The sequence below is a fragment of the Erwinia sp. GW821-FHT03D09 genome (assembly GCF_059420805.1).
The window spans coordinates 36,771-49,548 of record NZ_JBWKUK010000019.1; the positions used below are offsets into that span (position 1 = coordinate 36,771).

Annotated in this window: 11 protein-coding genes; 9 read left to right on the top strand and 2 right to left on the bottom strand. The window is 53.5% G+C overall.

Annotation, left to right across the window (positions count from 1 at the left end; genetic code table 11):
* Window positions 1-328: 328 nt before the first annotated feature.
* On the bottom strand, window positions 329-4,126 hold the full coding sequence (gene rne, locus AC07U6_RS18105) for a ribonuclease E (RefSeq protein WP_494762284.1): 3,798 nt from the start codon (window positions 4,124-4,126) through the stop codon (window positions 329-331).
* A gap of 590 nt (window positions 4,127-4,716) precedes the next feature.
* On the opposite strand from rne, the gene rluC reads away from it, so the two are divergent.
* Window positions 4,717-5,673 carry a 23S rRNA pseudouridine(955/2504/2580) synthase RluC gene (gene rluC, locus AC07U6_RS18110; protein ID WP_494762285.1) on the top strand — a complete coding sequence of 319 codons (957 nt, stop codon included), beginning with the start codon at window positions 4,717-4,719 and terminating at the stop codon, window positions 5,671-5,673.
* Between the two features lie 47 nt (window positions 5,674-5,720).
* Here rluC and AC07U6_RS18115 read toward each other — a convergent pair whose 3' ends face one another.
* Entirely contained in the window at window positions 5,721-6,302 is a 582-nt protein-coding gene (locus AC07U6_RS18115) for a Maf family protein (RefSeq protein WP_494762286.1), read from the bottom strand.
* A gap of 143 nt (window positions 6,303-6,445) precedes the next feature.
* Here AC07U6_RS18115 and yceD point away from each other — a divergent pair, with 143 nt between their 5' ends.
* The 8 genes from yceD (at window position 6,446) to fabF (ending at window position 12,587) form a co-directional block, all read left to right on the top strand.
* Complete coding sequence (gene yceD / locus AC07U6_RS18120) at window positions 6,446-6,967, top strand: 23S rRNA accumulation protein YceD (protein WP_494762287.1); 522 nt, start codon at window positions 6,446-6,448, stop codon at window positions 6,965-6,967.
* A 14-nt stretch (window positions 6,968-6,981) separates the two neighbouring features.
* Window positions 6,982-7,152, top strand: coding sequence for a 50S ribosomal protein L32 (gene rpmF / locus AC07U6_RS18125; protein ID WP_013025362.1), 171 nt, complete (start codon window positions 6,982-6,984; stop codon window positions 7,150-7,152).
* Between the two features lie 25 nt (window positions 7,153-7,177).
* A complete protein-coding gene (plsX, locus tag AC07U6_RS18130) occupies window positions 7,178-8,212 on the top strand; it encodes a phosphate acyltransferase PlsX (protein ID WP_494762288.1) in 1,035 nt (344 codons plus the stop codon).
* A gap of 6 nt (window positions 8,213-8,218) precedes the next feature.
* Window positions 8,219-9,172 carry a beta-ketoacyl-ACP synthase III gene (locus AC07U6_RS18135; protein ID WP_494762289.1) on the top strand — a complete coding sequence of 318 codons (954 nt, stop codon included), beginning with the start codon at window positions 8,219-8,221 and terminating at the stop codon, window positions 9,170-9,172.
* 16 nt (window positions 9,173-9,188) lie between these two features.
* Window positions 9,189-10,118 carry an ACP S-malonyltransferase gene (gene fabD / locus AC07U6_RS18140; protein ID WP_494762290.1) on the top strand — a complete coding sequence of 310 codons (930 nt, stop codon included), beginning with the start codon at window positions 9,189-9,191 and terminating at the stop codon, window positions 10,116-10,118.
* Window positions 10,119-10,131: 13 nt separating this feature from the next.
* Window positions 10,132-10,866 (top strand): 3-oxoacyl-ACP reductase FabG, encoded by a 735-nt coding sequence (gene fabG, locus AC07U6_RS18145; RefSeq protein ID WP_105592811.1) that lies wholly within the window; start codon window positions 10,132-10,134, stop codon window positions 10,864-10,866.
* 154 nt (window positions 10,867-11,020) lie between these two features.
* On the top strand, window positions 11,021-11,257 hold the full coding sequence (gene acpP, locus AC07U6_RS18150) for an acyl carrier protein (RefSeq protein WP_004157115.1): 237 nt from the start codon (window positions 11,021-11,023) through the stop codon (window positions 11,255-11,257).
* 88 nt (window positions 11,258-11,345) lie between these two features.
* Window positions 11,346-12,587, top strand: a complete 1,242-nt coding sequence (gene fabF / locus AC07U6_RS18155) for a beta-ketoacyl-ACP synthase II (RefSeq protein ID WP_494762291.1) — start codon at window positions 11,346-11,348, stop codon at window positions 12,585-12,587.
* Window positions 12,588-12,778 lie beyond the last annotated feature (191 nt).

Here is a 12,778-nt window from a genome sequence, read left to right on the forward strand (position 1 = left end):
GAGAGAAGTGCCGGCTATTGAATGACTGATTCATTGCTTGATGATGTTACTCCCAGAGAATAGCCTGTTACTTTTATTGCATTACCCGCTGAAGGGGCACCTCAAATACCAGCCAGGAATACTGTCTGTTAGCTATCGTCCTTTTAAATCGGGGCCACCATTAGAATATACGCTGCTGTTGCTGCTGGTGAAGTCTGAGTCGTCGTTCGCAGCGTTAAGGGAAGCGCGTTTTGCAGGGATTGAAGGGAGCATGCTTATCCCGAAGGCATAAAAAAAGCCCCGGCACAATGGCCGGGGCTGGATTTCACTTTAGCGTAGAGAATGACGCTTAAGGACGGGTCGCCGGAGCGGTAGCCTGATGAGTGGCTGAGTGCCCGCCTGCCGCGCCTTTGCCTTCAAAGTTGAAGTCCGGGCGTACCCAGTCGCTATTGCGAGCCGGTTCTGGCTGATAGGCCGGCGCCGGAGCACTGGTCATTGGCGCACTGGCGTGATGCTTAAAGCTGCCAAAGGCGGCTGCATCACTTACCGGCTTATCGCGTGCCGGTACTGGCGCATATGGTTCGCTAATGGTCGGCGCACCTTCACTTACCGCGTTGTTCGCGTTCAGCACTTCAACGGACTGCTGCGTGGTTTCCGCGCTGACACTCGTCGGGGCTTCTGCTGCCAGTTCGCTTGCTACTTCAGCGATCTGCTGCTCCTCAACGATATCCGCAACGGCATCAACCGGAGCGAATTCAGCCTGAGGCTCTTCGGCAGCCGATACGGCTTCGGCGATGGTGTCAGCGGCAACGCTCTCTTTGGCTGGAGGAATGACCGAAGGGACCTCTGCTGCCGGCGTTTCGATAGCGGCGGTTTCGTCGGTGTTCACCACGGTAACCTCTGGCTGTTGCACTTCCGGCAGCGGTTCAGAGATATGAACCGGCTCGGCTTCTGGCTGAACTTCTTCGGCGAAGGTGACTGGCGCAGCGGCAATCGGTGTTTCGATTACTGGAGCAGATTCCACAACTTCTTCCGTTGGGATCGCTGTAGCCGGGGCGGCATCAGCCGTTACAACATCTTCCTGCGCTGGCGTGACTTTTTCCTGCACCGGTGTAGTTTCCTCGGACGGCGCTTCCCCCTGCACTGGTGCGGCTTCTACCAACGGTGCTTCAACCTGCGCAGGAGCAGCTTTAGCTAATGTTGGCGCTGTCTCTATCGATGGTGCTTCTGCCTGTGCTGGTGCAGATTCAACCTGTGAAACGACTTCTGTTGCTGCTGGTTCTTCAGTTGCAACGGCAGGTGACTGTTGAACAGCAGTTGCAGCAGCAACGGCTACGCTTGCCGCCGCAGCAACTTCACCTGCTGCATTATTATCAGCCGTTTCGTTGTCAACATCAGTATGACCGTAAGCTGGAACCACGGACTGTTCGTGCTCAACTTCATCGCTTGCCTGAGCTATCGGGTAAGAGATCCACACTTTGCCTGATGCCATTTCTGGCGATGCAGCAGCACTGGTCAACGGCATTGGCGACTGTGTTGGGTAACGCTCATCGCGGTAGCGACGACGACGCTGACCGCTAACGCGCAGATGGCGTGGCGAACGGCGTGAACGACGCGGCATGTTGTTGCTGTCACGATCGTCATTATCGAAGCTTTCGCTTGGCGTTTCTGTCGCTGAAGGCTGAGCTGCTGGAGCAGGTACTGCCTCAGTCTCTTCCGGGCGGAAGGTACGAGCTGCCGTTTGCTCTGCGGTTTCAATGCGTACTTTCTGGTTCAGCTGACGCGGTTTACGACGCGGCATAACCTGCACATTTTCTTCCAGCGCATCGATATTTTCATCAACGGCAGCAACGGCCTGCTCAATGACTTTCTCTTCCTGCGCTACCGGGCGCTTTTCTTCCTGGCGACGACGCTGGCGATCTGCGCGAGGTTCACGCCGCGGCTGCTGCTCTGCACGATTCTCTTCGTTCAGATTCTGACGATCGTCTGCCTGCTCAACCTGCGTGGCAACGTTGCGTTTGTTACGACGATTGTCATCGCGGCCTTCACGCGCTTCATTGTTACGATCGCGAGAAGTATTGCGGTCGTTACGATCGCTACGGTCATTGCGATCGGTATTGCGTTCAGAACGCTCATTGCGATCGTTATAACGGTCGTTGCTACGCTCAGTAGCATTGCGGTCGTTCCGTTCGTTGCGATCGCTACGTTCACTGCGGTCGTTACGCTCATTACGATCGTTACGTTCATTACGATCGTTACGTTCAGTACGCTCACCGTTACGGTCGCGACGATTGTTGTTCTGACGACGATTGTTACGACGATCGCCACGTGGTGCAGCGCTATCGGTCGCTTTTTTCTCGCTAACCGGCTGAGCCTGTTCAACGGTTTTTTCTTCACCGGAAAACAGCTTTTTCAGACCGCTAAAGAAGCGACTAATCAGACCCGGCTGTGCAGGTTCTGCTGGGGCTTTTTCAACCGGTTTTTTGCTTACCGGAACCGCAGTGACATCGCTGCTGGTTTCCTGCGGTGCCGGAGGTGCATCAGGCATCACAAAGGCGGCAAGCGCAGGCTGCTCAGGGCGCTTACGCTCGGCGCGCTCTTCTTCCGACGGGAGCGCCATTTCGGTTTCATGCAGCTTCGGCAGGTGATAGCTCAGCGTTTGAGTTTCTTCGCCGGTACGCACACGCAGCACCGAGTAGTGCGGTGTTTCCATCTGATCGTTTGGCACGATAATGGCGCGAACACCGCCCTGACGCTTCTCGATAGCGCTGACGGCATCGCGTTTTTCGTTTAGCAGATAGGACGCAACCTGCACTGGAACGATGGCGTGGACTTCTTTAGTGTTTTCCTTCAGCGCTTCTTCTTCAATCAGGCGCAGAATAGACAGAGACAACGACTCGTTATCACGGATGGTGCCGGTACCGCTGCAGCGTGGGCAGACGTGATGGCTGGACTCACCCAGTGACGGGCTGAGGCGCTGACGTGACATCTCCAGCAGGCCAAATCGTGAAATGTGGCTGATTTGAATTCGCGCACGGTCCTGGCGCACCGCTTCGCGCAGGCGGTTTTCAACCGCGCGCTGGTGGCGAACCGGGGTCATATCTATGAAGTCGATAACGATCAGACCGCCCAAGTCGCGCAGACGCAGCTGGCGGGCTATTTCGTCGGCCGCTTCAAGGTTAGTGTTAAATGCGGTTTCTTCAATGTCGCCGCCACGGGTTGCGCGGGCCGAGTTGATATCGATAGCGGTCAGGGCTTCGGTGCTGTCGATAACGATGGAACCACCAGATGGCAGACGCACTTCTCGCTGGAAGGCGGATTCAATCTGAGACTCAATCTGGTAATGGCTGAACAGCGGGATCTCACCGGTGTACAGTTTAATTTTGCTGCTAAAGTCAGGGCGTCCGAGAGCGGCAATGTGCTGGCGAGCCAGCTCAAGCACTTTCGGGTTATCGATAAGGATTTCACCGATATCCTGACGCAGGTAGTCGCGGAATGCGCGGACAATCACGTTGCTTTCCTGATGGATCAGGAACGGAGCAGGGCGGCTGTCAGCGGCTTTTTTAATGGCATCCCAGTGCTTCATGCGGAAGCTCAGATCCCACTGCAGCGCTTCGGCTGATTTACCGACACCGGCGGTGCGAACGATCAGTCCCATCCCATCCGGCAGTTCCAGCGAAGAGAGTGCCTCTTTCAGTTCAGTGCGGTCATCACCTTCAATACGGCGTGAAATACCGCCAGCACGGGGGTTGTTCGGCATCAGAACCAGATAGCTTCCCGCCAGGCTTATAAAGGTGGTTAACGCAGCACCTTTGTTGCCACGTTCTTCTTTATCAATCTGGACAATAACTTCCTGACCTTCACGGAGTACGTCCTTGATATTAGGGCGGCCGTGAGCGGAATAGTTAGCGGGGAAATATTCGCGGGAGATTTCTTTCAGAGGTAGGAAACCGTGTCTTTCAGCACCGTAATCAACGAAGGCGGCTTCAAGGCTGGGTTCAATGCGGGTAATCTTGCCTTTGTAGATGTTGGCTTTCTTCTGTTCGTGTCCTGGGCTTTCAATATCCAGATCGTACAGGCGTTGGCCGTCTACGAGAGCCACACGCAACTCTTCCTGCTGAGTTGCGTTTATCAACATTCTTTTCATCGTAACTTACTCATTATTCTTACATTAGGGACAAAGCTGCGGGCAAAGTAACGCTGGACGTATTGAACCGATGGCCCCGTGTCTCATCGCTTAGTCGTCAACCTCTCGGGTGTCGGCAGCTCAAGGGGCGCAAAATCACGGTAGCCTGTTTTACATATGGAAAAACAGCGCTTTGTAAGGGGGGAACCGCCAGTAGATTACCAGGTGAACCAATCCCATTTTTTCGTCCAGGCTGCAACCCGCAGCCCGCTAAATGCCTGATTGCACAATACGTCTTACGCCATTGCTGCGTGTATGGGCTATCCGGCAAAATTGTTGTAATACACCCCAAATCTATTGGGTTAACGCTTTTTCCTGCATTCCCAAGACGTCGCGTTAAAAACGGAAACATTATTCCATTGCTAAGCTTGAGAGCGCAAGATGACTTTATCCGCAATGGGAAGTTTATCCCGTCTTTTAAAACGAATTGCAGCGCTTTTCAGCAAACTGTATAAAATCCGGCCATAACTTCCTCGCGGCGGTCATCCATGTCAGTTAAGCACAGAAAAAGATGTGGCGCTATCACTGCCGGGTATTTAGAATCGCCAACCATGAAAACCATGACTCCAGCCGTACAATTAATTGCCATTTCTGCTGATGAAGCAGGACAGCGCATCGATAACTTTTTGCGCACTCAGCTAAAAGGTGTGCCGAAAAGTATGATTTATCGCATTTTGCGTAAGGGCGAAGTGCGGGTGAACAAAAAACGCGTCAAACCTGAATACAAACTTGAAGACGGCGATCAGGTTCGCGTTCCGCCAGTGCGCGTGGCCGAACGTGAAGAAGAGAGTGTTTCACCTAAACTGGCCAAAGTGGCGGCGTTAAGTGATGCAATCATTTATGAAGATGAGCATATCCTGGTGCTGAATAAGCCCTCCGGCACGGCCGTACACGGCGGCAGTGGTCTGAGCTTTGGCGTGATTGAAGGGCTGAGGGCGCTGCGCCCGGAGGCACGTTTCCTTGAGCTGGTTCATCGGCTGGATCGCGATACCTCCGGTATTTTGCTGGTAGCGAAAAAGCGTTCCGCGCTGCGTTCGCTGCACGAACAGCTGCGTGAAAAGGGGATGCAGAAAGATTATCTGGCGCTGGTGCGCGGCCAGTGGCCGTCGCATGTTAAATCGGTGCGCGCGCCATTATTGAAAAACATCCTGCAAAGCGGTGAACGCGTGGTGAAGGTCAGTAGCGAAGGCAAACCGTCGGAAACGCTGTTTAAAGTTGAAGAGCGCTACGCATTCGCCACGCTGGTGAAAGCCAGCCCGGTGACCGGGCGGACCCATCAGATCCGCGTGCACACCCTGCATGCCGGGCACCCGATTGCCTTTGACGATCGCTACGGTGAGGCAGAGTTTGATAGCCAACTGGCAGGCACCGGGCTTAACCGTCTGTTCCTGCATGCGGCGGCTCTGAAGTTTACCCACCCCGGCACCGGTGAAGTGATGCGAGTGGAAGCTCCGCTGGATGACGGCCTGAAGCGCTGTCTTGCGGTGCTCCGTAAGCAAAACCGCTAATCATCCCGGCAACGAAAGGCGGCAGTCTATGCGCCGCATTTCGTTGCTCAGGCCAGCGGGTCCATTCCGGCCTTTCTTAACATCTCACACAGCGCGATTAAAGGCAGGCCGATCAGTGTATTGGGATCGCGGCCGGACAAACGCTCAAATAGCGTGATGCCTAAACCTTCACTTTTAAAGCTGCCGGCGCAGTTTAGGGGCTGTTCCCGGCTGACGTAGTGAGCGATTTCGGTCTCGCTAAGCGTGCGAAAATCCACGGTAAAAGGCTCGCACAGCGTTTGCAGGCTCTGATGACGGCTGTCATACAGCGCCAGCCCGGTATAAAACACCACGCTGCGGCCGCTGGCGGCGTGAAGCTGGGCGCGGGCGTTCTCTTCGGTGTGGGGTTTACCACAAACAACGCCGTCCACGACGCAGACCTGGTCGGAGCCGATAATCAGATGCTCAGGATAACGCTCGGCCAGCGCCTGCGCTTTCGCCGCCGCAAGGCGCACAACCAGTTGCTCCGCTGCTTCATTTTCTCGCCGTGTTTCATCCACCTCCGGCGCATCGGAAATAAAGGGTAACTGCAATTTGGTTAACAGTGCGCTGCGATAAGTCGATGTTGAGGCTAAAACCAGTTGTGACATATTTTTTTCCGGATATAGATAGCGAATCGATGAAAGGCATTTTAAACTGTGCGCCGCACTGGATGCGAATAATGGCTGAAAGATGTCGTTACACGGCCTTTTTCTTTGACTCTATGTCGTTACAAAGTTAATATGCGCGCCCTATGCAAAAGGTAAAATTACCCCTGACTCTCGATGTGGTGCGAACCGCTCAGAAACGCCTGGACTACCAGGGTGTTTACACCCCTGAACAGGTTGAGCGAATTGCCGACTCGGTGGTTAGTGTGGACAGTGATGTAGAATGTGTGATGTCGTTTGCGATCGACAATCAGCGTCTGGCCGTACTGAAAGGTACAGCTGAAGTTTCCGTGACGCTATGTTGTCAGCGCTGCAACAAGCCGTTCCCGCATCAGGTCCACGTATCGTACTGTTTCAGCCCGGTCGTCACTGACGAGCAGGCAGAAGCACTACCGGAAGCGTACGAGCCAATCGACACCAACGAGTTTGGTGAAACCGATTTGCTGGCAATGGTTGAAGATGAAATCATCCTCGCCCTGCCTGTTGTTCCGGTGCATGATTCTGAACACTGTGAAGTGTCCGAGGCGGACATGGTCTTTGGTCAGTTGCCTGCTGAGGCAGAAAAACCAAATCCATTTGCCGTATTAGCCAGTTTAAAGCGTAAGTAATAGGAGTAAGGTCCATGGCCGTACAACAGAATAAACCAACCCGTTCCAAACGTGGCATGCGTCGTTCACACGATGCTCTGACCACTGCAACACTTTCCGTAGATAAAGTTTCTGGTGAAACTCATCTGCGTCACCACATCACTGCGGATGGTTACTACCGCGGTCGCAAGGTTATCGTTAAGTAATTCCGCGGAATAGCGCGGCAATACTTTGACACGATTGACCCTGGCGATAGATGCCATGGGCGGGGACTTCGGTCCCTGCGTGACAGTGCCTGCGGCAATGCAGGCACTGGCATCTGATTCGCACCTGCATCTTCTTCTGGTCGGCGATCCCGACAAAATCACGTCATTACTAGCCACAGCTGATTCTGCGCTGCGCGCGCGTTTGCAGATAATCCCTGCTGAATCAGTTATTGCCAGTGATGCGAAACCTTCGCAGGCTATCCGCGCAAGTCGCGGATCGTCAATGCGTATTGCTTTGGAGCAGGTCAAAGCGGGTCACGCAGATGCCTGTATCAGCGCCGGTAGCACCGGCGCGCTGATGGGATTGGCAAAAATATTATTGCAGCCGCTGGAAGGGATTAAGCGTCCGGCGCTGATGACAGTACTGCCAAATCAGCTGAAGGGTAAAACCGTCGTGCTGGATTTAGGGGCTAATGTAGAATCCGACAGTGCTATGCTGGTGCAGTTCGCCATTATGGGTGCGGTGATGGCAGAAGAAATTTTGGAGATTGCCAATCCGCGCGTGGCGCTGCTCAACATAGGCCAGGAAGAAACTAAAGGGTTAACGGCAATTCGCGAAGCTGCAGCAGCACTTCATGATTCAGCAGAAGTTAACTATATTGGCTACCTTGAAGGTGACGATCTTCTTACCGGCAAGACGGATGTTCTGGTGTGCGATGGTTTCACCGGGAACGTGACGTTAAAAACTATGGAAGGTGTGGTAAGAATGTTTCTTTCGCTGTTGAAATCACAGGGCGAAGGTAAAAAAAAGGCATGGTGGCTGAGACTATTAGGTCGCTGGATTCAAAAGCGTCTGGCTAAGAATTTTGGCCATCTTAACCCCGACCAGTACAATGGCGCCTGTCTGTTAGGATTGCGCGGTACGGTGATTAAAAGTCACGGTGCGGCCAATCAACGCGCGTTTACCGTCGCGATAAAACAGGCAGAGCAGGCGGTGCGGCGGCAAGTTCCTGAGCGGATTGCTGCCCGCCTACAGGCTGTATTACCTAAGAGTGACTGAGCGTACATGTATACGAAGATTATCGGTACGGGCAGCTATTTGCCCGAACAGGTGCGGACTAATGCCGATCTGGAAAAAATGGTGGATACGTCGGACGAGTGGATTGTCACACGAACCGGCATCCGTCAACGTCGTATTGCTGGCCCGGATGAAACCGTGGCGACGATGGGCTTTCATGCCGCCGAGCGTGCGCTCTCTATGGCGGGCATTGATAAAAATGACATCGGTTTGATTGTGGTCGCAACCACGTCTTCCAGTCACGCGTTTCCAAGCTCAGCTTGCATGATCCAGCAGATGTTGGAAATTGACGATGCGGCCTCTTTCGATCTGGCAGCGGCCTGTGCGGGCTTTACCTACGCACTGAGCGTTGCCGATCAGTATGTTAAAAACGGTGCAGTGAAATATGCACTGGTGATCGGTGCTGACGCGCTGTCACGCATGCTCGATCCTGAGGATCGTGGCACGATTATTCTGTTTGGCGACGGTGCCGGTGCTGTTGTTCTTGGTGCCAGCGAAGAACCGGGCATCATCTCCACGCATCTGCATGCGGATGGCCGCTATGGCCAGCTGCTCACCCTGCCTAATCAGGATCGCGAGCATCAGGAACAGCCTGCTTATCTGACGATGGCGGGCAATGAAGTGTTCAAAGTTGCCGTGACCGAACTGGCACATATCGTTGATGAAACGCTTAAGGCGAACGACCTTGACCGTTCTGCTATTGACTGGTTAGTGCCGCATCAGGCCAACCTGCGCATTATCAGTGCAACGGCCCGCAAGCTGGGCATGGACATGGATAAAGTGGTGGTAACCCTCGATCGCCACGGCAATACGTCTGCGGCTTCTGTACCTTCTGCACTGGATGAAGCGGTGCGCGACGGGCGTATTCAGCCCGGCCAGCTGATTTTGCTGGAAGCCTTCGGTGGCGGTTTCACCTGGGGTTCAGCTCTGGTTCGTTTTTGATTAACAGGAAATAACGATGACGCAATTTGCAATGGTATTCCCGGGACAGGGATCGCAAGCGGTGGGCATGCTGGCTGATTTAGCCGCAGGCAATCCGATTGTTGAAAAAACCTTCCGCGAAGCTTCTGACGTGCTGGGTTACGATTTATGGCAGCTGGTCCAGCAGGGGCCTGCTGAAGAATTGAACAAAACCTGGCAAACGCAGCCTGCTCTACTGGCTGCTTCTGTTGCCATTTTCCGCGTTTGGCAGGAAAAAGGCGGAAAAGTACCGTCAATGCTTGCAGGCCACAGCCTTGGTGAGTACAGTGCCCTGGTTTGTGCCGGAGTGATTGCGTTTGCCGATGCCATCAAGCTGGTTGAACTGCGCGGTAAACTGATGCAGGAAGCCGTACCGGAAGGCACGGGTGCCATGCAGGCGATTATTGGTCTGGACGATGAGTCAATCGCCAAAGCCTGTGAAAAGTCTGCCCAGGGGCAGGTTGTTTCTCCGGTGAACTATAACTCACCGGGCCAGGTGGTGATCGCCGGCAATAAAGAAGCCGTTGAGCGCGCGGGTGCAGCCTGTAAAGCCGCGGGCGCGAAGCGCGCACTGCCGCTACCGGTGAGCGTACCCTCGCACTGTGCGCTGATGAAACCTGCTGCTGATAAGCTGGCAGTGGCGCTGGAGCAACTGACCTTCAACGCACCGGCATTCCCGGTGGTGAATAACGTTGATGTTCAGTGTGAGACTTCACCTGAAGCTATCCGCAGTGCGCTGGTCCGTCAGCTGTACAGCCCGGTTCGCTGGACCGGTTGCGTAGAATTTATGGCTCAGCAGGGGGTGACGTCGCTGCTGGAAGTGGGTCCGGGTAAAGTGTTAACCGGGCTGACTAAACGTATTGTTGACACCCTGACGGCGGCGGCGGTAAACGACCAGGCCAGCCTGTCAGCGGCGCTTGAACAATAACACGAGGAACAACATGAATTTCGAGGGTAAAATCGCGCTGGTTACCGGTGCAAGTCGCGGTATCGGCCGTGCAATCGCGGAAACGCTTGTCGCCCGCGGTGCCAAAGTTGTCGGTACGGCGACCAGCCAGAACGGAGCCGAAGCCATCAGCGCTTATCTGGGCGACAACGGGAAGGGCATGCTCCTGAACGTAACTGACCCTGCTTCGATCGAGACCGTGCTGGAAAATATTCGCGCCGAATTTGGCGAAGTGGACATTTTAGTCAATAATGCTGGCATCACGCGTGATAATCTTCTGATGCGCATGAAGGACGATGAGTGGCAGGATATCCTGGACACCAATCTGACTTCAGTATTCCGTCTGTCAAAAGCGGTAATGCGTGCCATGATGAAAAAGCGAGTGGGCCGAATTATTACCATTGGCTCCGTAGTTGGAACAATGGGTAATGCGGGTCAGGCAAACTATGCGGCAGCAAAAGCAGGTTTGATTGGCTTCAGCAAGTCACTGGCGCGTGAAATTGCGTCACGTGGCATTACCGTTAACGTCGTGGCACCTGGTTTCATTGAAACCGACATGACGAGCGCGCTGAACGACGATCAGCGTGCAGGTATTCTGGCGGAAGTTCCTGCGGGCCGCCTCGGCAGTGCGCAGGAAATCGCGAATGCTGTCGCATTTTTAGCCTCTGACGAAGCAGCTTACATCACTGGTGAAACGCTGCACGTCAATGGCGGAATGTATATGGTCTAATAATCACGAAAACTATTTGCGTTATTTGAGGCAAAAGCCGCAAAATAGCGTAAAATCGTGGTTTGACCAGCCGGGATTTAGTTGCATCTTTTTCAACATTTTATACACTACGAAAACCATCGCGAAAGCGAGTTTTGATAGGAAATTTAATAGTATGAGCACTATCGAAGAACGCGTTAAGAAAATCATTGGCGAGCAGCTGGGCGTTAAGCAGGAAGAAGTTGTTAACACTGCCTCTTTTGTAGAAGATCTGGGCGCTGATTCTCTTGATACCGTTGAGCTGGTAATGGCTCTGGAAGAAGAGTTCGATACCGAGATTCCGGATGAAGAAGCTGAGAAAATCACTACTGTTCAGGCTGCTATTGATTACATCAATGGTCACCAGGCATAAGTGAACATCTCCAGGCGGTCATTCGACCGCCTGAGTTTTATCTAAATATCCCACATCGCGTCAATTTTTCCCTCCCTGGAGGACGAACGTGTCTAAGCGTCGTGTAGTTGTGACTGGTCTTGGCATGTTGTCTCCTGTCGGCAATACCGTAGAGTCTACCTGGAATGCTCTTGTTGCCGGTCAGAGTGGCATCAGCCTGATTGACCATTTTGATACTAGTGCCTACGCAACGCGTTTTGCTGGCTTAGTAAAGAATTTTAATTGTGATGAAATCATCTCGCGCAAAGATCAGCGCAAGATGGATGCTTTCATTCAATATGGCGTTGTTGCTGGCGTTCAGGCCATGCAAGATTCTGGCCTCGTTATTACAGAAGAAAACGCAGGGCGCGTTGGTGCCGCGATTGGCTCCGGTATCGGTGGACTTGGTTTAATTGAAGAAAACCATTCCTCACTGGTTAACGGCGGTCCACGCAAAATAAGTCCGTTCTTTGTGCCTTCAACCATTGTCAATATGGTTGCCGGACACCTGACTATTATGTACGGCATGAAAGGCCCAAGTATTTCCATTGCTACCGCCTGTACGTCTGGCGTGCATAATATTGGTCATGCAGCACGTATCATCGCCTATGATGATGCCGATGTGATGCTGGCCGGTGGTGCAGAGAAAGCCAGTACGCCACTTGGCGTGGGTGGTTTCGGTGCTGCTCGTGCACTGTCAACCCGCAATGAAAATCCGCAGGCTGCCAGCCGCCCCTGGGATAAAGACCGTGATGGTTTTGTTCTCGGCGATGGTGCTGGTCTGATTGTGCTGGAAGAGTATGAGCACGCGAAAAAACGCGGCGCTAAAATCTACGCGGAAATCGTTGGTTTTGGTATGAGCAGCGATGCTTATCATATGACTTCACCGCCGGAAAACGGCGCAGGCGCAGCACTGGCGATGGTTAATGCGTTGAAAGACGCACAGATTTCCCCGGAACAGATTGGCTATATCAACGCGCACGGTACGTCAACGCCAGCCGGTGATATCGCTGAAGCCCAGGCGGTGAAATCCGTCTTCGGTGCTGCTGCCGGAAGCGTGATGGTCAGTTCGACGAAGTCCATGACCGGCCACCTGCTGGGTGCTGCAGGTGCGATCGAATCGATCTTCACCATTCTCGCGCTGCGCGACCAGGCTGTTCCACCAACGATTAACCTGGATAACCCGGATGAAGGTTGCGACCTGGATTTCGTACCGCATACTGCGCGTCAGGTAAAAGACATGGAATACACCCTGTGTAATTCATTCGGATTTGGTGGTACTAACGGTTCACTGATCTTCCGTAAAGTCTGATTTTCACATGCGTAAAGGCCCGCCTAATCGGCGGGCTTTTTTTTGCCCGCGTGTAGGTAGAGCGAATACCCCAGTGTCGGATTTTGAACGACCTACTCGCCTTCGCGAGTTATGGCTTAGGGGTTATTGCCTGATATCGCACATCATCCTCGACAGATTCAGATGATTCTGGCAGGCCGGGCAGGTAATCT